The organism is Stenotrophomonas sp. 63632_Sma, from assembly GCF_056482875.1.
This window is the reverse complement of record NZ_CM151220.1, coordinates 3957202-3982391: the sequence shown is the minus strand read 5'-3', so window position 1 is coordinate 3982391 and position 25190 is coordinate 3957202. Positions and strand designations below refer to the sequence as shown.

The 25190-nt window shown below is 66.6% G+C and carries 23 protein-coding genes and 1 pseudogene; 10 read left to right on the top strand and 14 right to left on the bottom strand.

Going from position 1 to position 25190, the window contains the following annotated elements; genetic code table 11:
* The first annotated feature begins 33 nt into the window (after positions 1–33).
* Positions 34–3063 (top strand): autotransporter family protein, encoded by a 3030-nt coding sequence (locus tag ACZK45_RS18475; RefSeq protein ID WP_478445052.1) that lies wholly within the window; start codon positions 34–36, stop codon positions 3061–3063.
* Between the two features lie 108 nt (positions 3064–3171).
* Here the strand turns inward: ACZK45_RS18475 and ACZK45_RS18470 are convergent, their stop codons facing one another.
* Positions 3172–3600: a hypothetical protein gene (locus tag ACZK45_RS18470; RefSeq protein WP_478445051.1), complete on the bottom strand. Its 429-nt coding sequence runs from the start codon at positions 3598–3600 to the stop codon at positions 3172–3174.
* Positions 3601–4017: 417 nt separating this feature from the next.
* Between ACZK45_RS18470 and ACZK45_RS18465 the strand changes: the two are divergent.
* The 4 genes and pseudogenes from ACZK45_RS18465 to ACZK45_RS18450 all read left to right on the top strand — a co-directional run bounded on the left by ACZK45_RS18465 (position 4018) and on the right by ACZK45_RS18450 (position 6176).
* Positions 4018–5053, top strand: a pseudogene (locus ACZK45_RS18465) (S41 family peptidase).
* Positions 5054–5056: 3 nt separating this feature from the next.
* Entirely contained in the window at positions 5057–5392 is a 336-nt protein-coding gene (locus ACZK45_RS18460; RefSeq protein ID WP_478445050.1) for a hypothetical protein, read from the top strand.
* A gap of 49 nt (positions 5393–5441) precedes the next feature.
* Positions 5442–5876 (top strand): SseB family protein, encoded by a 435-nt coding sequence (locus ACZK45_RS18455; protein WP_125895628.1) that lies wholly within the window; start codon positions 5442–5444, stop codon positions 5874–5876.
* A 102-nt stretch (positions 5877–5978) separates the two neighbouring features.
* Entirely contained in the window at positions 5979–6176 is a 198-nt protein-coding gene (locus tag ACZK45_RS18450; protein WP_125895627.1) for a hypothetical protein, read from the top strand.
* Positions 6177–6222: 46 nt separating this feature from the next.
* On the opposite strand, the gene ACZK45_RS18445 is transcribed toward ACZK45_RS18450, so the two are convergent.
* The 3 genes from ACZK45_RS18445 to ACZK45_RS18435 all read right to left on the bottom strand — a co-directional run bounded on the left by ACZK45_RS18445 (position 6223) and on the right by ACZK45_RS18435 (position 9842).
* Complete coding sequence (locus tag ACZK45_RS18445) at positions 6223–7443, bottom strand: multifunctional CCA addition/repair protein (protein ID WP_478445049.1); 1221 nt, start codon at positions 7441–7443, stop codon at positions 6223–6225.
* A 108-nt stretch (positions 7444–7551) separates the two neighbouring features.
* On the bottom strand, positions 7552–7788 hold the full coding sequence (locus ACZK45_RS18440) for a hypothetical protein (protein WP_049429401.1): 237 nt from the start codon (positions 7786–7788) through the stop codon (positions 7552–7554).
* 68 nt (positions 7789–7856) lie between these two features.
* Positions 7857–9842, bottom strand: coding sequence for a transglycosylase SLT domain-containing protein (locus ACZK45_RS18435; RefSeq protein WP_478445898.1), 1986 nt, complete (start codon positions 9840–9842; stop codon positions 7857–7859).
* A gap of 151 nt (positions 9843–9993) precedes the next feature.
* On the opposite strand from ACZK45_RS18435, the gene ACZK45_RS18430 reads away from it, so the two are divergent.
* On the top strand, positions 9994–10401 hold the full coding sequence (locus tag ACZK45_RS18430; protein ID WP_478445048.1) for an ExbD/TolR family protein: 408 nt from the start codon (positions 9994–9996) through the stop codon (positions 10399–10401).
* Positions 10402–10410: 9 nt separating this feature from the next.
* On the opposite strand, the gene ACZK45_RS18425 is transcribed toward ACZK45_RS18430, so the two are convergent.
* Positions 10411–11016, bottom strand: coding sequence for a hypothetical protein (locus tag ACZK45_RS18425; RefSeq protein ID WP_478445047.1), 606 nt, complete (start codon positions 11014–11016; stop codon positions 10411–10413).
* 99 nt (positions 11017–11115) lie between these two features.
* On the opposite strand from ACZK45_RS18425, the gene ACZK45_RS18420 reads away from it, so the two are divergent.
* Positions 11116–13977: a TonB-dependent receptor gene (locus ACZK45_RS18420; protein WP_032128961.1), complete on the top strand. Its 2862-nt coding sequence runs from the start codon at positions 11116–11118 to the stop codon at positions 13975–13977.
* Between the two features lie 70 nt (positions 13978–14047).
* Here the strand turns inward: ACZK45_RS18420 and ACZK45_RS18415 are convergent, their stop codons facing one another.
* The 4 genes from ACZK45_RS18415 to ACZK45_RS18400 all read right to left on the bottom strand — a co-directional run bounded on the left by ACZK45_RS18415 (position 14048) and on the right by ACZK45_RS18400 (position 18083).
* On the bottom strand, positions 14048–14482 hold the full coding sequence (locus tag ACZK45_RS18415; RefSeq protein WP_121504385.1) for a hypothetical protein: 435 nt from the start codon (positions 14480–14482) through the stop codon (positions 14048–14050).
* 172 nt (positions 14483–14654) lie between these two features.
* Positions 14655–16799 carry a ferric-rhodotorulic acid/ferric-coprogen receptor FhuE gene (gene fhuE / locus ACZK45_RS18410; RefSeq protein WP_049421357.1) on the bottom strand — a complete coding sequence of 715 codons (2145 nt, stop codon included), beginning with the start codon at positions 16797–16799 and terminating at the stop codon, positions 14655–14657.
* Positions 16800–16971: 172 nt separating this feature from the next.
* Positions 16972–17523, bottom strand: coding sequence for a M23 family metallopeptidase (locus ACZK45_RS18405; RefSeq protein ID WP_125895801.1), 552 nt, complete (start codon positions 17521–17523; stop codon positions 16972–16974).
* 77 nt (positions 17524–17600) lie between these two features.
* Positions 17601–18083: an Lrp/AsnC family transcriptional regulator gene (locus ACZK45_RS18400; RefSeq protein ID WP_032128965.1), complete on the bottom strand. Its 483-nt coding sequence runs from the start codon at positions 18081–18083 to the stop codon at positions 17601–17603.
* Between the two features lie 72 nt (positions 18084–18155).
* Here ACZK45_RS18400 and ACZK45_RS18395 point away from each other — a divergent pair, with 72 nt between their 5' ends.
* Complete coding sequence (locus tag ACZK45_RS18395) at positions 18156–19031, top strand: EamA family transporter (RefSeq protein ID WP_032128972.1); 876 nt, start codon at positions 18156–18158, stop codon at positions 19029–19031.
* A gap of 58 nt (positions 19032–19089) precedes the next feature.
* On the opposite strand, the gene ACZK45_RS18390 is transcribed toward ACZK45_RS18395, so the two are convergent.
* From ACZK45_RS18390 to ACZK45_RS18375, 4 genes are all read right to left on the bottom strand, one after another.
* Complete coding sequence (locus tag ACZK45_RS18390; RefSeq protein WP_005419292.1) at positions 19090–19827, bottom strand: endonuclease/exonuclease/phosphatase family protein; 738 nt, start codon at positions 19825–19827, stop codon at positions 19090–19092.
* 53 nt (positions 19828–19880) lie between these two features.
* Positions 19881–20711: a thiol:disulfide interchange protein DsbA/DsbL gene (locus ACZK45_RS18385; protein ID WP_032128967.1), complete on the bottom strand. Its 831-nt coding sequence runs from the start codon at positions 20709–20711 to the stop codon at positions 19881–19883.
* A 106-nt stretch (positions 20712–20817) separates the two neighbouring features.
* Positions 20818–21468, bottom strand: coding sequence for a thiol:disulfide interchange protein DsbA/DsbL (locus ACZK45_RS18380; protein ID WP_478445046.1), 651 nt, complete (start codon positions 21466–21468; stop codon positions 20818–20820).
* 106 nt (positions 21469–21574) lie between these two features.
* Positions 21575–22375 (bottom strand): c-type cytochrome, encoded by an 801-nt coding sequence (locus ACZK45_RS18375; RefSeq protein WP_032128969.1) that lies wholly within the window; start codon positions 22373–22375, stop codon positions 21575–21577.
* A 155-nt stretch (positions 22376–22530) separates the two neighbouring features.
* Here ACZK45_RS18375 and yihA point away from each other — a divergent pair, with 155 nt between their 5' ends.
* Positions 22531–23133, top strand: coding sequence for a ribosome biogenesis GTP-binding protein YihA/YsxC (gene yihA, locus ACZK45_RS18370; RefSeq protein WP_041864681.1), 603 nt, complete (start codon positions 22531–22533; stop codon positions 23131–23133).
* A gap of 40 nt (positions 23134–23173) precedes the next feature.
* Entirely contained in the window at positions 23174–23605 is a 432-nt protein-coding gene (locus ACZK45_RS18365; protein WP_478445045.1) for a hypothetical protein, read from the top strand.
* Between the two features lie 65 nt (positions 23606–23670).
* On the opposite strand, the gene ACZK45_RS18360 is transcribed toward ACZK45_RS18365, so the two are convergent.
* On the bottom strand, positions 23671–24645 hold the full coding sequence (locus ACZK45_RS18360) for an MBL fold metallo-hydrolase (protein ID WP_180838416.1): 975 nt from the start codon (positions 24643–24645) through the stop codon (positions 23671–23673).
* Between the last annotated feature and the right edge of the window lie 545 nt (positions 24646–25190).

Here is a 25190-nt window from a genome sequence, read left to right as displayed (position 1 = left end):
CGCAGTTCCTGATTTCCCGTCCAGGAGTGCCCCATGTCCCGTGCCGTTCCGCGTGCGTTCCGCCCGCGCCGCCTTGCTGTTTCCGTGTTGCAGGCCCTCGCCGTTCCCTCCCTGCTTCTGACGACCGCCAGCGTCGCCTGGGCCGGCTGTAACAACTCGACACCGACCGCCGGCCAGACGGTCACCTGTGATGCCAACGCACCGAATCCGCAGACCACTCCCGTTACCGCCAGTGGCGCGGCTGGCGTCACCGTCAACGTCGGCAATGGTGCCCAGTTGCAGCAGAGTGGTGGTGGATCGGCCCTCGTGCTGGTCGGTGCCGGTGGTCACCTGCTGTCAAACCAGGGCACGATCAGTTCGGTGGGCGGTGCGGCCGTGCAGCTTGGGGGCGGCAGCCGCGTCGACAACCGCGGCAGCATCAGCACCGGCAACAACATTGCCCTGCAGTTCATCGGCGCAGGTGACAGCGTGCTGGTCAATCGGGGAACGATCAGTGGTCAGACCGGCGTGCAGTTCGATGCGGGCAACGATCGCCTCGAGATGCAGGCCGGCAGCATCACCGGAGGCGTACTGCAGGGCGATGGAAACGATGTGCTGCTGCTCAGTGACGGCACGATCGACAGCGTCGACCAGGGCGGTGGCGATGACCAGATGACTGTCACCGGCGGCACCGTCACCGGCGTGGTGGTGCAGGGCAGCGGCCGCGACGATTTCGTCATGACCGGCGGCACCGTCGGGGCCCTCCAGCAGGGTGACAACATCGATACCTTCCGCATGAGCGGTGGCCGCATCGTCGGTGCGTTCGAGGATGGCGACCAGGCCTGGATGACCGCTGGCCGCATCGGCCGCGTCAACATGAAGCTGGACAAGAATCTGTGGGATCAGTCCGGCGGCATCGTTGAGGGCAACGTGGTCACCGGCTTCGACACCGACACCATCATCATCTCGGGTACGGCCTACATCGGCGGCAACATCAGTGTCAGTGGTGGTGCCGACAGCGTGACCATCACCGATGGCACCGTGCGCGGCCAGGTACTGCTCAGCACCGGCAACGACACCTTCAACTGGAACGGCGGCGGCATCGTCTACGGCGCGATCGACATGGGGCCGGACAACGACGTGGCCAACCTCAGCAACCTCAACCAGGGAAACCTTGGTGCAGTGCCGCTGTTCGACGGTGGCAGTGGCATCGATCAGCTCAACTTCAACAACGTCAAGGCTGCGGGCGTGGGACGCTTCCAGAACTGGGAGACAATCAGCCTGGCCAACAGCACCGAGCTGACCTTCGATGGTGATCTGGTGCTGGGTGACAGCGGAACCGGCACCGGCACGCTCACGGTGGATGACACCAGCACTGTCTACGCGGGCAGTGGCGGCCATGCCGTCCGTCCGTTCAACAGTGGCACACTGGTGGAGATGGTCAATGCCGGGCGCATCGACCTGACCGGTGCCGGCGCTGGCGACGTGTTCACCGTGCGTGGCAACTACCGCGGTGACGGTGGCGGCCTGTACCTGCGTACCGTGCTGGGTGCGGACAATTCCACCAGCGATCGACTGGTGATCGATGGCGGTGTCGCCACCGGCACGACCGGCATCGGCGTCATCAACGCTGGAGGCAGTGGAGCGGCCACGTTGGCCGATGGCATCCTGGTGGTGCAGGCCCTGAATGGTGGTCGCACCGCGCCGGGCGCGTTTTCGCTGTTCGCACCGGTGGCGGCCGGTGCCTACGAGTACTTCCTGTTCAAGGGCGGTGTCAGTGCCGGTACCAGCGAGAACTGGTACCTGCGCTCGACCGTGGTGGCCGGGCCTGCACCGGCGCCCAACGGAAGCGGTATCAATGGCGCGCCGCCGCCGCCGACGCCACCCGTCGCACCCCCACCACCGATCACCCCGGCACCGCCACCGCCGCCCGAAGGCGCCACCGATCCGGATCTGACCGCAGGCGAGACCGCGCCGCCACCACCGCCGCCGGAACCCGTGCCGGTGGCGCCGCCCAGTGATCCAGCGGTGCCGGACGTGCCGGTGGCTGGCGGAGCGCTGCCCGGAACCGGTGCGCCGCCGACGCCGGGTGCACGCCCCGCCGAGGGCGCAGTGGTACCGCTGTACCGCGTGGAAACCGCCACCTACGCCGTGGTGCCGCCGCTGCTGCGCGAGACCTCGCTGGCCAGCCTCGGCACGTTCCATGAGCGGCAGGGCGAGCAGCGCCTGCTGTACAACAAGGGCGCATTCCGCACGGCCTGGGGCCGGTTGGTGGGGCAGAGCAGCGAGATCCATTGGAAGGGCGATGCGCAGCCGGGCTTCGATGGCGATGTGATGGGCCTGCAGGCCGGCCTCGATGTGTGGGCCACGGCCAATGACAGCCATCGGAATCAGATCGGCGTGTTCGTCGGCCGCACCCGCGCGCAGGGCAAGACCACCGGCCTGGCACTCGGCTGGGAGAACGTACAGGTGGGCCAGAACCGCCTGGATGACAAGCACGTGGGCCTGTACTGGACGTTCACCGACAGCAGCGGGGGGTACATCGACGCCGTGGCGATGCAGAGCCGTTACGACGGCCGCGTACGTTCCTCTCGCGGGCTCGGCTTCGGCCTGAGCGGCGACGGCACCAGCGTGTCGGTGGAGGCCGGCAAGCCGCTGCTGCACTTCGGTCAGTCCGCATGGTGGCTGGAACCGCAGGTGCAGGTGATCTGGCAGCGCACCTCGCTGGACGACCGTCGCGATGAAGTATCGAGCGTGCGTTTCGACAACGACAATGCCTGGACCGGCCGCATCGGCCTACGCCTGGCCGGCGATTACCAGTTGGCCGACAACGGCTGGCAACCGTACTTCAAGCTCAATTACTGGCATGGCCGTTCCGGCGAGGACCGCGTCGGCTTCGACAACGACACGATCATCAATTCGCAGCGCTCGCGCGCACTGGAAGCCGGCGTAGGTGTGGTCGGGCGCTTCAACCGCACCATCAGTGCGTACGCCGTGGCCGACTACACGCGCGAGTTGGGCGGCGACCGCAACGAGAAGCGCCGCATCATCGAAGGCAACATCGGCCTGCGCGCGGACTGGTGACCACCGCAGGATTGGGTAGGTGCCGACCTGGGTCGGCACTCATCCCGTCACCGCCATGCTCCGCTCTGGTAGGTGTCGACCTTTGTCGACACGAATCCATCGGTGCCATTACCCCGCGCATGCACCCGGCGCCACCAGCGCGCTGGCATGATCGGCCAACACCACCACCGCGTGCAGCAGGCCTTCCTCCACCTGCGGCGGACACTGCGCCTGCGCATCGTCCGTCTCGCGCGCCGACTGTGCAGCCAGCAGTACCCCGCCGCACGCAGGCAATGCTGCCAAGCAGCGCGTCGCCTCCGCCAGTTCCCGGCCACGCACATCGCTGAGTTGCCGTTCGCGCCAGACCTGACCATCGGCGGCGTGGCTTTGCGCGATGCCGTGCAACCGGGCGAAGAAGGCCGGCGGCGGAGCGTGTTCATGGGCTTCTGTGAGCGCATCTTCCAACGCTTCGGCTGCGGCATTGGAGAGCTGCAGGCCGGGCATTGCGGCACCGAGCAGTACATGCAGACGTGGGTAGGTGGGGTAGAGCGTGGTCATGGCAGCAACCTCACAAGGCTGGGCCACCTGCAGGGTTGCAAGGTGGCGGGCGGTGCGGGTTGGCGTGCCGGTGAAGCTACCCAAAGGAAACGAAGCCGGCGGATCGGAAGGATCCCCACGCACCGCCCGCCGCAGGACGACGGACGGTGCATTATTCGAGCCCGCGACATGGTCGCAAGCCCGACTTCAAGTAGCTTCATTCAGGACGCCAATCCCGGCCAGCGCAGGAGGCGCCGACGGAGGCAACCTTCTGGCGTTCTACGTGGCGATGACATGGGCAAAGTTGCAATCTACTGATCGCGTGCAAGCTGTCTTGCTGCAATCCGCGGCGGGGCCAGATACGACAGTCCGCGCATGGCGAAAGCCATCACCTGCGGGCTATGCTGTGCGCCTGCCTCAACGACAAGGAAACGTCACATGCAGGTTCGCAAGGGAGTGCGTCGCATTGGTGCGCTGGTGATCGCGCTGGTGGCTGCCAACGCCATGGCCGATACGCCCAAGGCAATCGAGGTGCCCTCGCCGGAGGCGGAGGCCGAGATCCTCAACCTGCTTGAACGGCAGGCGCTGTATCGCGACCGGGTGGACTGGCCTGGCACCCGCACACGACTGCAATCGGTGCAGGGTGACCCCGTGAAGCGGCTGGCGTTTCTGCGCGAAGCCATTGCGGTCAGCACGGGCAATCATGGCGTATGGACGACGACCCAGCGCCAGAGCGAATCCCTTGCGCGCGCAGCAGGTCGGCGCCGCCGCCGTGGAAAGGGCCAAGGCCGCCGATGCGGTGGATGCGCGCATCGGCTGGTTGGTCATCGAGGGATATGCCTCCACGCCCGGCGCGACGCCACAGGAAGCGTTCCGCCAGAACATCCAGCGCGCCGCGCGGTGGCAGCAGGTCATCCGCAGCAAGGACGACGGCATGCGCTGTGGCTGGATCGTCGACCTGCGTGACAACAGCGGTGGCAACATGTGGCCGATGCTGCTGGGCATGGCACCGCTGCTGCGCACCTCGGTGGTGAACAACGAAGATGTGGGGTCGTTCGAAACCGCACAGGGGCCGGAGCGCTGGACGTTGACCGCGACCGCCGTGCAGCGTGCAGGCAAGCCGGTGCTGGACTTCGGCCAGACCGGCTATGTGCTGCGGCAGCCTGGCACGCCGGTGGCGGTGCTGTTCGGACAGCGTACCGGCAGTTCGGGCGAGGCCTCGGCGCTGGCGTGGCGTGGCCGTGCGCAGACGCGCAGCTTCGGCCAGCCGACGGCAGGGGTCTCGACTGGCAACAACGTGCGCACACTGGCCGATGGCAGCCGCCTGTTGTTGACCACCACCGTGATGCGCGACCGCAATGATCGTGGTGATGGGTTGAAGATCGAGCCCGACCAGCGCATCGAGGGTGATGCCGCCACTTTGGCCGCCGCCCAAGCCTGGCTGCTGGCCCAACCCGCCTGCCAGGGCCGCTGATCCATGATCCTGATCGGCCAGCAGGAGCGGGTGGTGGTGGTCGGCCCGACCGAAGCCCACCACTGCCTGCGCTGCCAGACGGAAACCGAGTTCGCGCCCCAGCTGCGCTACAGGATGGCGCGCATCGACCTGCTGTTTGGCCTCACTTACCACCGCCGTTATGAGCTGGCCTGCACCCGGTGCGGGCACGGCTGGGTGCTGGACACCGACACCATGGACCAGCAGCTGGGTGGGGTGCCGATCTCGTGGCGGCACCGCTTCGGCCTGCCGCTGATGCTGGTGGTGGTGGCCGGTCTGGCGGCGTTGGGCTGGCTGTGGCGGCACGGATTCCTCGGTTGAGGACCGGGCCTGTTAAAGTCTGCCCTGCAATCACGTACCGGAAGCGACCATGGACCACGACACCCCGTTCGACCCCCTCAACGACCTCGAGGTGCGCCTGTTGCAGGCCCAGGACGGCACGCTGACCGCAGCGCAGTTCCTCGACGGCCTGCTGACCTCGACGGCGTTCGTGCTGCTGGACAAGGCCATTGGCGAAGACGGCGCCTGGGACGAGAGCATCTCGCCGCTGGTGCTGACCAGCGAGAGCGGCGAGGCGATGTTCGCGGTGTTCACCGCGCCCGAGCGTGCTGGCCTGTGGCACGAGCAGCTGCCGCAGTTCGCCCATGCCATGCCGATTGCGGTGCATGCGCTGTTGGCCGGTATCGGCGACGGCGTCGGCCTGGTGCTGAACCCGGGCCTGGACGTGGGCATGGAGATGATTCCCGATGCCGTGGCCCAGCTGAAGCAGCGTGCAGCGGCGATCACCCGCGGCATGGCGCACTGAATCCAGGGATTGTCTGGTTGCCGGCCAGCGGCCGGCACTACCCGTGATGCCGGACGGCGGCGATGGTTTGCAAGTGCGTCCTGTTCAATGGAGAGGAGCATCGTGGGCAAGCGTTCTAACCGATCGCTGTGGGTCTATGAGATCGGCCTTCTTGCGGGTTTGGCACTGGCAGCTGCGTTCATCACCCGGTTCAATCCGGTGGAGACGCTCCGGTTGGGTGGTTGGCTCTTCCTCTTGATGCAACCTATCTTGTTGGGTGCTCATGCAGTCGACCACTTCTCGCGCAAGCGTCGTCGATAGACGGGCGATGTGAAGGTGCCGGCCAGCGGCCGGCACTACCCGGGCTTCAGCGGGCGGCGGCGATGGCTTTCACCCGCGCCTTGGCCAGTGCTTCGCCGATGGCCGGGCCCTTCAGATGCGTGGTATCCAGATCCCGTGCCTGCACTGACAGCGCCGCCTGGTGCAGGCGCTTGAGCGTCTCGCCCTGCGGGTAGTCGCTGTCCTCGAAACCGAGCCGGCCGCGCTTGTCGGCCTCGCAGCACAGCGCGATGCGGGCCACGCGTTCCGGCCGGCGCAATGCATCGCAGCGACCCAGCAGTTCCAGCACGGTGGCATCGCGCAGTTCGTCGATGCGGTGCACGTTCAAGTGCTCGCGGCAGACCGCTTCGGCCAGTTGCTGGTGCTCGGTGGGAATCTTCAACCTCGCGCACAATGCCTTCAGCGGTTTGATGCCGCGCTGCTCGTGCATGATGTGGCGTGGCCATTCCTCCGGCGGGGTCAGGCCCTTGCCGAGGTCGTGGGTGAGGGCAGCGAAGCCGACCAGGTCATCACCCGGTGCCAGTTTCGCGGCCATGTCGCTGACCATTTCCTGGTGGATGCCGGTGTCGACTTCCGGATGGAATTCGGCACGCTGCGGCACGCCATACAGCGCTTCCAGCTCGGGCAGGATCGGGCCCAACGCATGCGCAGCGTGCAGCGTGCGCAGGAAGGCGGAGGGCCGTTCACTGACCAGCGCCTTGCGCAGTTCCTGCCAGACGCGTTCCGGCACCAGCGCGTCCAGCTCGCCACTGGCGGCGACCTCGCGCATCAGCGCCATGGTCTCTTCGGCGATGGTGAAGCCCAGTGGCGCGAAGCGCGCCATGAAGCGCGCCGCACGCAGCACGCGCAGCGGGTCTTCCACGAACGCAGGACCGATGTGGCGCAGCACGCGCTGTTCAATATCGCGCACGCCACCGTAAGGATCGACCAGCGTGCCGGTCTCCTCATCGCAGGCGATCGCGTTGATGGTGAAGTCGCGGCGCTGCAGGTCCTCTTCCAGCGTCACCGCCGGATCGGCATCGACCACGAAGCCGCGATAGCCACGGCCGGATTTGCGCTCGGTGCGCGCCAGCGCGTACTCCTCGCCGGTCTTCGGGTGCAGGAACACCGGGAAATCGCGGCCCACCGCAGTAAAGCCCTGCGCTTCCATCTGCGGGGGCGTGGCGCCGACGACGACCCAGTCACGGTCGCCGGCCGGGCGTTGCAGCAGGCGGTCGCGCACGGCGCCGCCGACAAGATAGATCTTCATGGGAGGATGATCGCATGCCCGGCGCAGATGCACTGGTAGCTGCTGGCCGGCAACCGCTATTTGCCCAGGGGGTGCCGGCCAGCGGCCGGCACTACCGACGCAGATGCATCACGGCAGGCCGCGCCACTCCGGCACGAACAGGCCGGCCAGGAACCACAGGCCGTAGACGATCCACAGGCAGAGGAAGTAGAGCTTGATCTGCGCTTCGTCCCACAGGCTGCCCCAGCTGTCGACGAAGGCCAGCGACTTCCAGCCTTCCATCCAGGCCGCGCCACCCCAGCGCAGCACCCAGGTGGCGAACAGGCTCCAGGCGGCGAATATCCCGATCCAGGCCAGCAGGCTCATCGCTTTCCCCTCCCCGGGAAGTGGAGATCGGGTCGTGCCGGCCAGCGGCCGGCACGACCGCAGTGCGATCAATCGCCGCCCTGGTCAGCGTTGGCGGCGCAGCTGAAGCTCTTGCGCTTGTCCACCAGGCGGCCCATCAGACGGTCGCTCAGAGGCAGCGCATCACCATTGAGGCGCCAGTCGTAGATCACGCTGAAGGCCAGCACGCGTGCGACGTACTCGCGGGTTTCCTTGTAGCTGATGGTCTCGATCCACAGGTCCGGGTCATAACCCGGGCGCTGGCCCTGCCAACGCGCGGTCGGGGTCGGGCCGGCGTTGTAGGCGGCGATGGTCACGTACGGCAGACCGTCGTACTTGTTCATCAGCTGGCGCAGATAGGCGGTACCGATGGCGATGTTGGTGTCCGGGTCGTACAGGCTGTCGGCGCCGCCGTAGCCGGTCAGGCCGATCGACTTGGCCACGCCGGCACCGGTGGCCGGCAGCACCTGCATCAGGCCCATGGCGTTGGCAGGCGAGCGCGCGCGCGGGGTGAAGGTGCTCTCGGCGCGGATCTCTGCCGCCACCCAGGCCGGATCGATCGCGTTGCGTGCCGATTCGCGGCGGATGGTGGCGTCGTGGTGCAGCGGGAAACGCAGGTCGTACAGGCGCTGTTCCTGCGGCTGCTTGCCGAGTGCGAACACGGCGCGGTCGAACCAGCCATTGTCCTGCGCCACGCGAACGGCGAGGCGGCGCTGGGTGTCATCGAAGCGCGACAGCGCGCTGTTCCATTCGGCCACGGCCCAGCCGGCGCGATCGATCTGGTACAGCGCCATCGCGCGCTGGATGGCTGGGTCGCGCGCGATCACCGCTTGTGCCTGCGTGCTGTCGTTCGGCTTCCACGGGCACAGCGTGTAGCCCTGCTGCAGTTTGTCGGCGGCGAGGAAACCATGGAAGGTCGGTGCGCGCGCGGCCTCGCGGAACAGCGGCTGCGCCTGTTGGGCCTGGCCGGTCTTCTCCAGCATGCGGCCTTCGAAGTAGCGCCAGCGCGGGTCACTGCGCTGCTTGCTGCCCATCTTGCGGATCGCGGTCAGCGCCGCCGGCCAGTCACCGCGCGACATCGCTTCGCGCACGCGCCACTCGTGCAGGCGTTCGTCGTACGCCGATTCCGGCACCGCGTTGAGGCGCCGCGCCGAATCCGGAAGATAGGAAGCGACCGTCCACAGTGCGATCTGGTACAGCACCTGGCCCTGCTGCTCGGCACTCAGGCCCAGTGCCTGCGCGTACTGCGGCAGCTGCTGTTCGGTGGCGCCGGGATCGGCCTTGGCCAGCTTGGCCAGGCCATCGGTGGCGATGCGCCGGCTGCGCTCGTTGCGCGGCCAGTTCAACGCGCTGGCGTTGGGCTTGTCGACAAACGCGGCGTAATTGTTGGCCAGCGCCAGGTCGGTGGCAGGCAGGCCCCGTGCGGCGCTGCGCATCACAGCGGGTTGCTGGGCGTCGGCGGCAGCGTCGATGCGTTCCCAGCGCAGGGCGTCGCTCAGACCTCCCTGTGCCTGCAGCACGGCAAAAACGGCATCACAGCCGTCCGGCAGCGACTTGCCGTTCTTGCGCCACAGATCCTGCGCTTCGCTGATCCACTGCGGATCAACCTTGCCGGTCACCTGGCGCGCGGTCAGCTGCGCACAGCGCAGGCCGGCGTTGTCGGTGGGCGCCCAGTTGGCGAGCAGGGTCGGCCAGTCCTGGCGGCGCGCGACCGAGGGCAGCCATACGCTGCGGAACGTGTTGGCCACGGCTTGGCCGTCATAGCGCTTGAGGAAGGCCTGCGCCTGCGCGGTATCGACGGTGTCGATGTTGCGGCGCAGGTTGGCGTACTCCAGCCAGCCGTATGCCGGATGGCGGCTGAGTGCGGCGGCCTGGCCGGGATCGAACTGGCCGCGTTCGGCGGCAGCGATCGCGGCCTTCAGCTGCGCGTTCTGGGCGTCGAGGGACTGGGCATTGGCGCAACCGATCAGCAGCGTGGTGGCCAAGGGCAGCAGGGACAGGGCGGTCGAAGAGCGTCGGGTCATGGCGGGCAGCATAGCGGGCAATGGCTGAATTCAGTTTCGCATTGCGTGCACGCGATGGGTCGGCAACGGCAGCTGAATGCTCGTGCAGCAGGCACTGCCTCGCGAGCCTGCGGGCGACGTAGTGTCGAGCTTGGGCGAACGGCCCGGCTGCAGGGAGCGGCACATGGCGTTCAGTAGCGCAGGAAGAAGCGGCCCGCTGGCGGACATCAATGTCACGCCACTGGTGGATGTGATGCTGGTGCTGTTGATCATCTTCATCGTGACCGCGCCGATCGTGGCCCGGCCGATTGCCGTGCCGTTGCCACAGGCCACCGATCGCACGATCGATCGCCCCGAACCGCCGCCGCCGATCGAGCTGCGCCTGGACGCTGCCAACCAGCTCAGCTGGAATGGCCAGCCGATGGCGATCAGTGAGCTGCAGGCGCGCCTGCAGGCACAGGCGGGCGAACATGCCGGCAACCTGCCGGAGCTGCGTATCGCCACCGATCCGGCGGCCGAATACGAAGGCATGGCGAGGATTCTGGCCGCAGCCGAGGCGACCGGCATGGAGCGCATTGCGTTCGTGCGGTAGTGCGATGTCTCACTGCCGCTCATGCGGTGATTGCTGCATGAGCGGCGCTTCCCCTGCTGACAGCGTCGCATCCAGGATCCGCAGAAAGGCCATTTCAATCTGCGCTGGAACCGGGGTTGGATGTGCTCGCCACCTTCCGGTCCCAGGGGCACGTTCAACGTCGAAAGCAGTCAACTCGGCTCTCTCGAAATCCACCACAACCGTCAATCCCTCTCCCGAGGCCAAGGCCGCATCGTTGGGAGAAGGGCAGTTGTTGCACTCGATCACGCCGCCTGCTCTCGATTCGCCCGCCAGGGAAAAAAGCAGCGTCATCACCGTCGTGACACCCAGCACCGCACTCACCGCTTTCATGATCGACCCTCCCGCGAATGGCTGGAGGTGCGAGTCTGCGCTAGATCGACTAGCGGCGCCTTCTGAAAGAGGGAATTTCAAACTATTCCTGAAACGGTCCGGCAGAGACCCTTTCCATGAATGTGGCAGCCCCCGGCGCGCGCTGTCGCAGCCGGCATCAAGGCTGCCTGTCGTGAACAATATCGTCCGGTCATAACCTGCAGCCATCTGACGCAATCGGCCTGCAATTGCGTCAATTCCGCGTGAAAGAGTGTCGATCATCACGCCGCGATTTTTACCACTTGTTTACAAAGGAGACGGCGCCGCCATGCAGGGAGGGAGTGCGGCAGCCCATGTCCCGACATTCCTTTGGAGAGAGAGCGAATGAATCACCTGCACCACCGCCCTTTGGCGGTTGCCGTCGCGCTGTGCGTGATGACCCTGGCACCGTTGGGTGCCGCTGCACAATCCACCACCAACCTCGATGCGGTGGAAGTCACCGGTACCCGCATCAAGCGCGCTGAAGTCGAAGGCCAGGTGCCGATCCAGACGCTGACCCGCGGTGATATCGAACGCACCGGCCTGACCTCGATCGGCGAAGTGCTGCAGCAGCTCACCGGTTCCGGTTCCGCGCTCAATGCCAAGTTCAATTCGTCCGGCAACTTCGGCTTCCCGCCCGATGGCAGTGGTGTAGGTGCTGGCTCGGCGCAGGTGGACCTGCGCCATCTGGGCGCCAAGCGCGTGCTGGTGCTGGTTGACGGCATCCGCTGGGTCAATGAGTCGTCCGCCTCCGGTGTGGGCTCGGCCACCGACCTCAACACCATTCCGCTGGCCATCGTCGAGCGCATCGAAGTGCTCGAAGATGGCGCGTCGTCGCTGTATGGCTCCGATGCCATTGCCGGTGTGGTCAACATCATCACCCGCCGCGACTTCGATGGCGGCCAGGTGACCCTGAACTACGGCGAGTACAGCAAGGGCGATGGCACGCAGAAGGGCGTGGATCTGGCCTGGGGCAAGAGCGGCGACCGCTTCAGCCTGTTCCTCGGCGCCAGCTGGACCAAGCAGGATCCGGTGTTCGCCAAGGACCGCGAGCAGTCGCGCTTCCCGATTCCCGGCACCGGCCTGGCCTTCGGCAGCGGTGGCATTCCGCAGGGCCGTTTCATGTTCACCGACCCGAACACCGGTGCGGTGCAGAACATCGTGCCCAATACCGGCGTGAGCAACCCGCGCTACGACGGCAGTGCCGGCTGCGCGCGCACCGATGACTATCACTGCTTCACCAGTGCTGATCGCTTCAACTTCGCCGAATACAACATGGTGCTGACACCGTCGGAGCGTAAGGGCCTGTTCGGTCAGTTCCGCTTCGACATCACCGACAACGTGCAGTGGTACGTCAAGGCACTGGGCAACCGCCGTGAGTCGACCAACCAGGCCGGCCCGGAGCCGCTGTTCTTCGGTCCCGATGGCGCCACCGGCAATCCGCTGGCCGACAACATCACCGTGTCTGCGCTCAACCCGTACAACCCGTTCGGCTTCGACCTGGTCTCGGGTGACAACCTGAGCCTGATCGGTCGCCGTCCAGTAGAGGGCGGCGCGCGCGTGTTCAAGCAGGAAGTGGACACCACGTATTTCGCCACCGGCTTCGTCGGCAACTTCCAGGCGGCTGACCGCAGCTGGTACTGGGACGTCAACGGCATGTACAGCAAGAACAAGGCCGAACAGACCAACTACGGCAGCTACAACATCTACAACGTCAACATGGCGCTGGGCGATCCGTCCGTCTGTGCGGCGACCCCGGGCTGCGTGCCGCTGAACATCTTCGGCGGTGCCGGTTCGATCACTCCGGACATGCTGAAGTGGATCCAGCCGGTGGTGCGTGACCGCAGCCAGAACGAACTGAGCCTGTTCACCGCCAACCTGTCCAGCGACCTGTTCACGCTGCCGGCCGGCCCGGTGTCGTTCGCTACCGGCTTCGAGTATCGCAAGTACGAGGGTTCGTACCAGCCCGATCCGCTGACGGTGGCGGGCCACTACAACGGCGTGCCTTCGCAGCCGACATCCGGCTCGTATGACGTCAACGAGGCCTACCTGGAGTTGAGCGTGCCGATCTTCGCCGACTCTTCATTCGGCAAGAAGCTGGACCTCAGCCTGGCCGGCCGCTATTCGGACTACTCCACCTTCGGTGGCGAATTCACGCCCAAGTACGGCCTGCGTTGGCAGGTGACCGACGATTTCGTGCTGCGCACGACCTATGCCGAGGGCTTCCGTGCACCGTCGATCGGTGAGTTGTACGGTTCGGCCGCGCGTGCCGACCTGCAGTTGTTCGATCCATGCTCGGTGGGCCTGGGCGGTACGCCGCCGCGCGGCAGCGCCGCCAACTGTGCCGCGCTGGGCGTGCCGGCCGGCTTCCAGCAGGCCAACTCGCAGATCTCGGTGACCACCGGCGGCAACCGCGAGCTGGATCCGGAGCGCTCGCGCAGTTTCAGTGCCGGTTTCGTGTGGAGCCCGTGGTTTGGCAACAACACCTCGTGGTCCGAGCGCTTCGACGTGGAGGTGACCTTCTATCGCCATGCCATCGATGGCGCGATCCAGGCAATCAACGCGCAGACCCAGCTGGACCTGTGCGTGGAAACGCTGGATCCGATCTACTGCGATGGCATCACCCGCGCCAATACCGGTGCAGTGAGCAGCTTCAACAACCGCCTGACCAATCTCGGCTCGATCAAGACCGATGGCTGGGACGTGGATCTGTTCTGGACGTTGCCGCAGAGCTCGATCGGCCAGTTCAAGCTGGGCTGGAAGAACACGTTCGTCGGCCGCTACGAGGCCACCGGTGCGGCGGGCCAGAAGCAGCCGCAGAAGCCGGGCGTGGAAGTGGCCGACAGCTCGATTCCGGAATGGACCAGCAATGCCAGCATCGGTTGGACGCTGGACCGCTGGAGTGCCAACTGGACCGTTCGGCATATCTCCGAATTGACCGAGAACTGCGGTGACGCCTCTGTATTCCCGGTCTGCAGCAACCAGGCCGCAGGCACCAATACGCTGTCGGCCACCACCTTCCATGACATGCAGGTGGGCTACAAGATCGACTGGATGAAGGGGCTGCAGCTGACCGCTGGCCTGAACAACGTGTTCGACAAGGATCCGCCGATCTGCCTGTCGTGCTCGTTGAACGGTTACGACGCTTCGACCTATGACATCCCGCGTGGCCGCTACTGGTACCTGCGCGCGGACCTGCGTTTCTGATGAAGGGACGGCGCCGGGCTCAGCCCGGCGCCGTTGCAGCGTCGAGCCATGCTCGACTCCATGAAGGTGGTCAATCCGGAATGTCCTGTTCTGGGTCATCCTGTTCAAGGCTGGCACGGCGGAACGCGGTGCGTGCCCATCCCAGCCCGGCCACGATCATCATCGGCCCGACCGCGAAGGCGGGCAGTGAGGGAATGCGGAACTGTGGCAGTGTTTGGACCAGCAGGTTGTACAGGATCCAGGCCACCAGGATCAGGCCGATCCCCGCGCACAACAGTCCGAACAGCACCTGTGGAATGCCCATTGCCAATCCCAGCGCGCGCTCGGAGCGGGTGGGAGTGGGGATGGCGCGCAGTTCACGGCCCAGATCGAACCAGAACAGGATCGCTGCGGGCAGGCCGATCAGCAGAAGCAGGATGAAGTAGCCATTGCCTGTAGCGACCATCAGCGGCAGCGAAGAGAACAGGGCCACGAGCGAGAGACCGAGTTTCGTGCGGGTGCGCATGGCCGGTCGTCTTGGAGGGGAAAGGCGCGGAGGTATCCGTCTGCGCGACGCTACACCTGCAAGGGCAGCGCGGCAAAGGGGGCGCCGAGCGCCCCCGTTGTGGTGTCGAGCCGTGCTCGACGACCCCGTGTGATCGAGTCGAGCATGGCTCGACGCTACAAGGCCGGTTGGATCAGAACGCCCAGGTGAACGTCAGCGAGCCATTGCGGCCGTCGCCGTAGGCACCGTAGCCGGTGATCTGCGAGTAGTACTTCTTGTCCAGCAGGTTGTTGAGGTTGGCCTGCACGCTGAACTCCGGCGAGATGCGGTAGCGCACGAAGGCACTGACCAGCGCGTAGCCTTCCTGTTCGAAACGGCCCACTACCGGCGCAGCGTAGTAGATGCGGTTCTGCCAGTTGGCACCGCCGCCGACGGTCAGTTCCTGCAGCGATTGCGGGGTGTAGCTGGTGAACAGCTTCAGCGCGGTCTGCGGCAGGTTGGTGTTGATGTCGGCGCCGTTGATGTCCTTGGCCACGTAACGTGAAGCACCGAAGGTCGCGTTCCAGCCCGGTGCCAGTTCGCCATTCACTTCGAACTCGAAGCCACGGCTGACGGTGCCACGTGCAGCGATGTAGGCGGTCTCGTTCATTTGCCCGTCGACCTTGTCCATGGTTGCCTGGCCAACGTTGTCCTGCTCGATGCGGAACACTGCCACGGATGCATTCAGCCGGTTGTCGAACCACGCGCCCTTGACGCCGACTTCGTAGCTCTTGCCATCGACCGGATCGAGGTAGCTGCCCTGCTTGTTGCGCAGCGTCTGCGGCTGGAAGATCTCGGTATAGCTGGCGTAGGCGGAGTAGGTATCGTTGATGTCGTAGACCAGGCCGGCATACGGCGTGGTCACTTTGTGCGAGCGGTCGTTGCCTTCGTCTTCGCTCTTCCAGTCGGTGTAGCGCGCACCGATGATCAGCTTCAGTGGATCAGCCAGCGACAGGCGTGCGGCGGCATAGCCGGCCTTCTGGGTGATGGTGCCCTGGCTGGCAAGCTTCAGCGGTCGCCAGTTCGGCTGCGGGAAATCACCGGTCCAGCCGAAGTAGCTGGCCAGCGGCAGGTACTGTGCATTCGGATCGTTGAAGTCAGGCTGGAAATCACCATAGTTGGCGAACTCACGCTTGTTGTAGCTCAGGCCGGCCATGAACTGGTGCTCGCGGCCGAACAGCTGGAACGGCCCATCGATGTAGCCATCGATGCCATCAACCTTGCGCTCGGTGTTGTAGAAGCCGGCCATCGGCGTGATGCCGGCGCCGGTGGTCTTGTTGAACGCGGTGTAGGCCGGATAGAACAGCTTGTCGTCGGCCTTGGTGCGGTCGTGGGTGGCGCCGATCTTGAACTTCCAGCCGTTGCTGAAGGCATGCTGCAGGGTGGCGAACGCACGCTTGCTGGTGGTGTCCCAGTAGGTCCAGTCCGGCGACGGATTGAACGAGGTCGGATAGTTGGTCGGGCTGCCATCGGCGTACCACATCGGGAAGCCGCCCCAGGTCGCGCCGTTGGCGCGCTTCTGCTGGTAGTCGTAGCCTACGCTGAGCTGCGTGTCCGGGGTCAGGTCGGCGTCGATGACGGCATAACCCAGCGTCTTGCGCTGGTTGTAGCGGTCCATCTGACCATCGGTGTCCAGGTAGCTGCCGATCACCCGGCCGCGCACCGTGCCACTGGCGTTCAGCGCGGTGCCCACGTCCACGGTGGTGCGTGTGCGGCCCCAACTGCCGACGTTCACCGAGATGCTGCCGGTCAGTTCTGCGCTGTCGGCGTGTTTGCGGATGAGGTTCACCGAGGCGGACGGATTGCCGGCACCGCTGAGCAGGCCGGTAGCGCCGCGTACCACTTCCACGCGGTCGTACAGCGCAAGATCGAGGCCGGAATCGCCGTAGCTCCAGTTCTGCACCATCTGCGTCGGCAGGCCATCGAACTGGTAGGCATCGATGTAGAAGCCACGCGCGTAGAACTCGGTGCGCTCGCTGTCGGACTGGGTGCTGGTCACGCCGGTGGTGTTGGCCAGCACGTCGATGATGTCGTCCAGCTTCTGATCTTCGATGCGCTGGTGGCTGATGATGCTGACCGACTGCGGGATCTCGCGCGGTGCCAGATCGAAGCGGGTACCGGCCGAGGTGCGGCGCACCGAATAGCCTTCGGCACGTTCGCCCTTGACCACCACCTTGTCCAGCGTGGTCGGATCGGCGGCGGTGTCGGCGAAGGCGGCCGGGGCCACGGCGCAGAGAACGGCAAGCACGGCAACGGACAGCCGCTGCGGCTGCAGGGTACGGAAGGCGGGACGGGTCATGGGGGTCCTGGACGAGCACGCGCGTTCGGCCGGCATCCAGGAGGCGAGGCGCTACGGGTAGGGGAAGGGCGGGCAGGCCGTCCTGGCACCACCGGAAACGAAAGAAATGGTAATACGAACAATTCCTATTTACAAATCATGAACGGATCGATCCGCGGGGGCGCAATGGTGGTCAGCGCAGCAGCGGCAACGGGTCGCGGGGGCCGTTCGTGGCGTAGATGCCCCAGTGCAGATGCGGCGGCGTGCCCTTGGCATTGCCGCTGTCGCCCACGTGGCCGAGCAGGTCACCGGCCTGCACCACCTGGCCGCGCGCCAGGCCCTCGGCCCAGCCTTCCAGATGCGCGTAGTAGTAGCGTTCCCGCCCGGGCCCGATCACCCAGACCTGGCGGCCACCGAGGCCGCGTTCGCTGACATCCGCGATGACGCCGGCAGTGACGCTGCGCACCGGCGTGCCGCGCTGGGCGAAGATATCGATGCCGGCGTGGGAGCGGTCGCGGCCGCGCGGCGCGCCGAAGGTATCGGCGATCTGGCGGGGGCGCACACCCTCCACCGGCACCGGGAGTTCGGTGGCCGGCGGCATGCGCGAGAGTCTCCACAGCATCCTCGGCGTGGCCGCCCATGGGCTGTTCCACAGCGCCATCGCGGCAACGACGGCAATGGCCAGCCACAGGCCGCGCAGCAGCCAGCGGCGCAGGCGACCGGCAGGAGAGGAAGGAGTGCTCATGGTCTCCGACTGTAGCGTCGAGCCATGCTCGACGGCTGTTGCTCTGCGGTAAAAACGCAGTCGAGCATGGCTCGACGCTACAGAACCGGTGCCAGCGGGACCTCGAAACTCCGCTTCAAGGTGCCCAGTGCCACCGAGGTACGGAAGCGCTCGATGTTGTCATCGCCGCCGAACAAGCGCTCGGTGATCGCCTCGTACTCTTCCATCGACGCCGCCGAAAGCAGCAGCAGGAAATCGCCGTCACCGGTGATCGAGTAGCACTGCTGCACGGCCGGGTCGTCCTGCACGCGGCGCTTGAACGGCGCCACCCGCTCGCGCTGCTCGCTGACCACGCGCACCTCGACGATGATGGTCAGCGGCCGCCCGACCTTGGCGGCGGCGACCACCGCTACATTGGCCGCGATCACGCCGCTGTCCTGCAGGCGCTTGATGCGGCGCTGCACGGCCGGGGTGGACAGGTGCACGGCCTCGGCGATTTCGCGCTGCGGCAGGGTGTTGTCCCGCTGCAGCAGGTCGAGGATGGCGCGGTCGAAACTGTCGAGCACGGGGGCGATGGCCATGGCGAGCAGAAGTTGCACGAACGGGCCGTCAATTGAGCCAAGTGCTCGGCGCCGGCGCAATAGACTTTGCGCATGCAGACTTCACGACTCGCGCCGATGTTGCCGGCGCTGGCGGTGCTCGGCTCGGTCACCTCGCTGGCCATCGGCACCTCCTACGCAAAACACCTGTTCCCGCTGATCGGTGCCCAGGGCACCAGCGCGCTGCGCGTGGGCTTTTCGGCGCTGTTGCTGCTGCTGTTCTGGCGGCCATGGCGCTGGAAGACCAGCCGCGTGGATGCGATCACCATCCTGCGCTACGGGCTCACCCTGGGCCTGATGAACCTGCTGTTCTACATGGCCCTGCGCACGATTCCCTTCGGCATCGCGGTGGCCATCGAGTTCACCGGGCCGCTGACGGTGGCGATGCTGTCATCACGACGACCGATCGACTTCCTGTGGGTGGGCTGCGCGGCGGTGGGGCTGCTGTTGCTGTTGCCGATCGGTGGCGGCCCGGCGCTGGATCCGGCCGGCGTGCTGTATGCCATGGGTGCGGCGGCGTGCTGGGGCCTGTACATCGTGTTCGGCAAGCGTGCCGGCCATCTGCACGCCGGGCATTCGGTGTCGCTGGGGCTGCTGGCGGCGTCGCTGGTGGTGGTGCCGGTGGGCGTGGTGCATGCCGGCGCCGCACTGCTCGATCCGAAGATCCTGGCCGCTGGCCTGCTGGTGGCGTTGGTGTCCAGCGCGATCCCGATGTCGCTGGAGATGATGGCGCTCAAGCGCCTGCCCAAGGAGACCTTCGGCATCCTGATCAGCATGGAGCCGGCAGTAGCCGCGCTGTGGGCGATGCTGCTGCTGCACGAGCACCTGCATGGATTGCAGTGGCTGGCGATCGGCTGCACGGTGCTGGCCTCGGTGGGCAGCACGATGACCGCGCGGCGGCTGAAGGTGCCGGTGGTGCAGGCGGGGTAGCGCCGGGCCATGCCCGGCGGAGAGCGTGCCAACCAAGGTTGGCACCCACCAGGAGCGGTCAGCGCAGGGCGTCCGCCGGGACGTCGATCTGCATCGCCAGGGCGAGGTGATCGGAGAACGCGGCCGGTACGGCTTCCACGGTGCGGGTCTGCAGGCCGCTGCTGACCAGGATGTGGTCGATGGCGCGATCGGGGCGCCAGCTGGGGAAGGTCGGCACGATGCAGCCCGGTGGTTGCAGGCGGGTCTTCTGGTACAGCACCTGCATTTCCGGGCGTTCGGCCAGGCAGTTGAAGTCGCCCATCAGCACCGCATTGGGATGGTCGGACAGCAGCTCGGCGATGAAGCCCAGCTGCGACATCCGCGAACCCGCGCCCAGCGACAGATGGGCTACCGCTACCGCCAGGCCATCGGCGCCGTCGCCGAACTTGGCCAGCAGCACGCCGCGCCCGCCGATGCGGCCGGGCAGGGCGTGATCCTGCACTTCCACCGGTTCCAGCTTGCTCAGCAGGCCGTTGGCGCTGGAGGCGACCCCGCCCATGCGCCGGTTCGGCTGGTGGCTCCAGTAGTTGAAGCCGGCACGCTGGGCCAGGTAGTGGGTCTGGTTGGTGAAGCCCGAGCGCAGGCTGCCCGGGTCGGCCTCCTGCAGGCCGACGATGTCATGTTCGCGCGCCAGGGTGGCGATCGCGTCCAGGCTGCTGCGCTTGCGGCCCGCCGGCAGCGCATGTGACCAGCTGCGGGTCACATAGTCGCTGTAGCGGCGGGTACTTGAGCCGGCCTGGATGTTGGCCGTCAGCAAGCGCAGGGTCCGTGTACGGGGGGAATTCACGGCCGGGAAACGCTTCTCTTGGATCAGTGAGCCTGGGCCGCACCGCGTTCGCGGGCGATCAGGTGGTCGGCAATGCGCAGCATGTCCGGGAAGCTCTTGCCCTTCACCAGGTACTTGCCATTGACGATGATCGACGGGGTGCCGCTGATCTGGCTGCGCTGGGCGAACTGCTTGGCCGAGTTGGTCTTGGCATTCACCGCGAAGCTGCCCATGGTGGCGGCGAACTGCTTCGGATCCACGCCGTAGGCACCGTAGAACTTGGCGATGTCGTCAACCGAATCGGTGCCGCGCTCGCCCTTCAGGGTCTTCTGCGAATGGATGGCAGCGTACAGGGCTTCGTGGGTCTTCTCCTGCACGCCCAGGGTCTGCGCGGCGTAGAAGGCACGGGCGTAGTTGTCCCAGGTACCGCCGAACATGGCCGGCACGTAGACGAAGTTCACGTCGCTCGGCAGGCCGGCCTTCCACGGGCCGACCAGCGGCTGGAACGCGGCGCAGGCCGGGCAGACATAGCCGAAGATCTCGGTCACTTCGATCTTGCCGGCGGCCGGCTGGAACGGCTGGCCGTTCGGGATCACCTGGTAGTCGGCGCCTTCCACCGGGGCCGGGCCGGTCAGTGCGGTGGTGGTCGGGGCCGGTGCAGCGGCCGGGGCGGATTCAGCCGCGGCCTTCTCGCCTTCGGCAGCGGCCGGGGCGGCGCCTTCGGTACCCGCGGCCGGAGCGGCCGGTTCGGTGGTCGCCGGAGCTGCAGCCGGTTCGGCCGGGGCCGCGGTGGTGTTGGTGCTGCCGTCGTCGGCCTTGCAGGCCGCCAGGATCGGCAGCAGCGCTGCGAGGGCGAGGGCGTAACGGATCTTCATGGAAACGTCTCCAGCATCTGGAAAGGTGGGGCCGGCGTCATGCGCCGGCCAGGGGGAAATGATGACACGCGGCGGCGACAGCGCCGTGTCGGTGGTGGGTGTTGGTTCAGCGGCCGCGGGCTGCGCGGGCCTGGGCGATCAGCGCCGAGGCGATGCGCAGCTGGTCGTCGAAGCTGTCGCCACGGACCAGGTACTGGCCGTTGATGATCAGCGCCGGGGTCCCGGGGATCTTGGTGCGCTGGGCGAACGCGCGGGCGGCATCGACCTTCTTCTGTACGGCATCGCCGCGCAGGACCTGCAGGTAACGGTCCGGGGTCACGCCATAGGCCTTGTAGAAGTTGGCGAGCTCATCGGCCGAGACGTTCTGCATCGGCAGCGAGCCGTCCTGGTGCAGGGCCTTGAACACGGCGGCATGGCTGCGCTTGGCCACGCCGACTTCGTCGGCGGCGTAGTAGGCCAGTGCCCAGGCATCCCAGGCGCCGCCGAAGGCTGCCGGAACCGGAGTGAAGCGCACATCGGCCGGCAGCTTCGCTGCCCAGGCTTCAAGCTGCGGTTCGAAACGGGCGCAGTGCGGGCAGGTGTAGCCGAAGACCTCGACCACCTCGATCTTGCCGGCCAGCGGCTGGAACGGGCCCGGCTGGGCGATGCGCTCGTAATCCTTGCCTTCAACCAGCGGGGCATTGGCGGGGGTGGCGGCGCAGGCTACCAGCGGCAGCAGCACCAGCAAAGACAACAGCAGGCGGGAAATCAACCTCATCGACACGCATCTCCGTTGAAAAAAGCAACGCCGGCGCGGTCGCCGGCGTGAAGGAAACATACCGCAGCCGCGGGCCGGCGTGGCGACCCGGGCCGACCAGTGGTGGTCAGGGGGCGGCAGCCGGTTGTGCCGGCGCGGTGGCAACGGCCACGTCGTCGGCCTTGTTGTGCAGGCCCTGCAGGTAGCTCGACAGCGCCTGCACCTCCTGCTCGCTCAGCTTCTGCGCAACCGCAGCCATGATCTGGAAGTGCGCCTTGTCGGTCTCGTTGGTCTGGCCGGCCTGGTATTCCTGCAGGCGGCGCGCGACATAGCTGGCGTGCTGGCCACCGATGTGCGGATAGGCCGGCCCCGGATTACCGGCGCCGCTGGGGCCGTGGCAGGCCATGCAGGCCGGCAGGCCACGCTTGGCATCGCCGCCACGGTACAGCTGCTGGCCGATCTCGTAGAACTTCATGCCCTTGTAGGGGCCGTCGGTGACCGCCGTGTCATCGGCGATGCCGGCAGTGGCCTTCTGCGTGGCGAAGAACGCGCCGATGTCGCGCATGTCCTGCGGGGTGAGGTTCTGCACGAACGGCACCATCGCCACCGCCGCGCCGGAGCTGCGCTGCCCATTGGCGATCAGGGCCATCTGCTGGGCGACGTAGCGTTCGCTCTGGCCGGCGATGGACGGGTACATCTCCACCGTGGAATTGCCGTCGGCGCCATGGCAGGCCGCGCAGGCCGAGGCCTTGGTCTGGCCGGCCTTGGCATCGCCCCAGTGGGTCTTGCTGAAATCGACCTCCAGCGAGGCGGTGTTGATCGGCCCGTTGTCGGGCAGCGGGGTCAACGTGGTCTGCGCGAACGCAGCGGCGGCAACGACTACGGCAGTGGCAAGGGCGGATACGGCAAGAACGCGAGCGTGGCGCATGCTAAAGCTCCGTATGGACCGGGCCGGGCGGCAGCCACGGCATCGTCCGGATTATCAACGCCGTTTCCGCGCACGGTCAACGCAGCAGTGCAGCATTTTCCCGGCGGAGGGCCCGGGGCCGGGCGCGCGGTGCCACAACATGCGATCCTATGCACATGTCATTGCTCATCGAACGCGCCCAATACCACCTCTCTGCCCACAACATGGGGCAGCTGCCGCCCGATGAGGGGGCCGAAGTGGCCTTTGCGGGCCGCTCCAACGCCGGCAAGTCCAGTGCTCTCAACGCATTGACCCGCCAGAACAGCCTGGCCCGGGTCTCCAAGACCCCCGGCCGCACCCAGCAGTTGGTGTTCTTCCAGGTGACCCCGGAAGCCCATCTGGTCGATCTGCCCGGTTACGGCTACGCCAAGGTGCCGCTGGACCTGCAGGCGCACTGGCAGGCCTTCATCGACCGCTACTTCCGCACCCGCAATGCGCTGAGGGGCCTGGTGGTGGTGATGGATATCCGCCACCCGCTGAAGGACTACGACCGGCAGATGCTGGCCTATGCCGTGCAGCGTGGCCTGCCGGCGCATGCGTTGCTGACCAAGGCCGACAAGCTGAGCCGCAGCCAGCAGATGCAGACCCTGCAGAAGGTGCGCAAGGAACTGCACTCCTCCTTCGGTGATACGGTCAGCGTGCAGGTGTTCTCCGGCGCCGCCCGCACCGGTGTGGACGAAGCCCGCGGCATCATCGGCGGCTGGCTGGGGCTGGAATAAGGCGGCCAGCGGTCGCCTGCCTTTTCATCGGGGTGTACGGATGGAAGGATTTGCAGCAACGTTCTGGCAATGGCACGGGGCGGGTGACGGTGCCCGCGTCGAAGCGGCCTGCACCTTGCTCTCTGCCCTCGATTTCCTCCAGCAGGACGCATTGGGCCAAGCGGCAAAGCTGCCGCAGTGTCTTGCCTGTGAGGTCCAGTCGTCGGTCCTGACGCCTCTGGTGGCCGTCATGGACGGTCTGGCCGATCAGGTGCCGCCATTGGGCCAGCAGGCGCTGCTGAGGCTTCGCGCATCCTGCGCTGAGCTTGATGCGACCTCGCTCAGCTGTTCTGATGACGGGATCTTCGAACACGCGCAGTGGCAGGCGATCCGGATGGACGCGCGGCAAGCGGGTTTGTACTTGGCGCTGCAGGAACTGTTGCCGTACCTGGACGAACTACGGGACGCGCAGCGCTCGGCACCCGGCCGGTAGGGCCGGGCATGGCCCGGCGCGACCGGTCTGCTTCCGGGTAGTACCGGCCGCTGGTCGGCGATACCTCATTTCAACGGCGAATACTCCGCCGGCACCCACGCATAGGCCTTGCCCTCGCCACGCACATGGCCCAGACCGGGGAACGGCAGGTGCGCACCGGCCACCCACCAACCGTTGGCGGTGGCCTGCTGCAGCAGGCCGCGACGGCTGGCGATGGCCGCCTTGCGGTCCGAATCGGCCTCGAAGGCCGCCTCCGGGTGCGCGAACTGCACTGCGTGGAAGTGCAGCACATCACCCCACACCAGTAGCGACTGGCCCTGGCTGTCGAACCGGTAGGAGACATGGCCGGGCGTATGGCCATGGGTGTCCATCGCCACCGCGCCACCGGGCAGGGCATCGCCGGGACTGAAGGTGCGCAGGTGGCCGCTGGCCTGATAGGGCGCTACCGCGTTGCGCGCCAGCGGGAAGGCAAAGCGCACGCCCTTCGGCGCGGTGGCCTCGCTGGCCGGGTTGAGCCAGTAGTCGGCATCGGCCTTGGACAGCCACACCGTGGCGTTCGGGTAGGCCGGCTTGCCCTGCGCGTCGAGCACGCCGCACAGATGGTCCGGATGGGCGTGGGTCAGCAGCACCTCATCCACCTCGGCCGGGTCCACGCCGGAGGCGCGCAGGTTGCCCAGCACCTGGCCCAGGCCGGGGCCGAAGCACTGCGCGGTACCGGTATCGACCAGGGTCAGGTGGTTGCCCTGGCGCACCAGGAAAGCATTGATCGCGGTCTGCAGGCCCTTCTTGTCTTCGGGCACGTAACGGCCTTCCAGCAGGCGGCTGACCAGCGTCGGCGGCACGCCCACGACTTCCTGCCGGCCCAGCGCGACCACGCCATCGAACAGGGCGGTGACCTGCAGCGCACCGACGCGCTGGTGGTAGACGCCTGGGACCTGCTGGGTGGGGGCAGGCGACGTGGTTTCGGCCAGCGCGGCCAGTGGCAGGGATGACAGGGCCAACAGCAGGGCGCGGTGCAGCGGCAGGGGACGCAGGGTCATGGTGGTTCTCGGTGGACGACGGGCGGTTCCGTTGCCGTATAGCGTGCCGTGGTCGACGTGTGTGCGGCGCTCAAACCACTACGCGGAATGCTCAGGGAAGGGGTGTTGTCTGCAGGGCTGCGCCCTGCACCCGCAGAGGCAACAGCAACAGCCGAAGCAACAGCAACAGCCGAAGCAACAGCAACAGCAACAGCCGAGGCAACAGCAACAGCGGGCTATCCGTGGGATGGCGGGGTGGGTCCGGTTGCGGGGGCCGCTGCAAGTACGTCCATGTAAGCTCGGTCGCCGCATCCATGCGGCTCACGCCCCCGCAACCGGACCCACCCCGCCTTCGACAGTTTTCTGCGATCTGTCGGAACGGCAAACTGCTCTGGTGGGTGTCGACCTTGGTCGACACAGTAGATCCACGCCATGCGTGGATGACTCATTCGATATCTGACAGAAGTGTCGACCAAGGTCGACACCTACCAACAGCCGCGGAGATCTGTCGGAGGTGGGGCGGTGTCGGAGTGCGGGGTGTCAGCCGCATGGATGCGGCTGCCAAG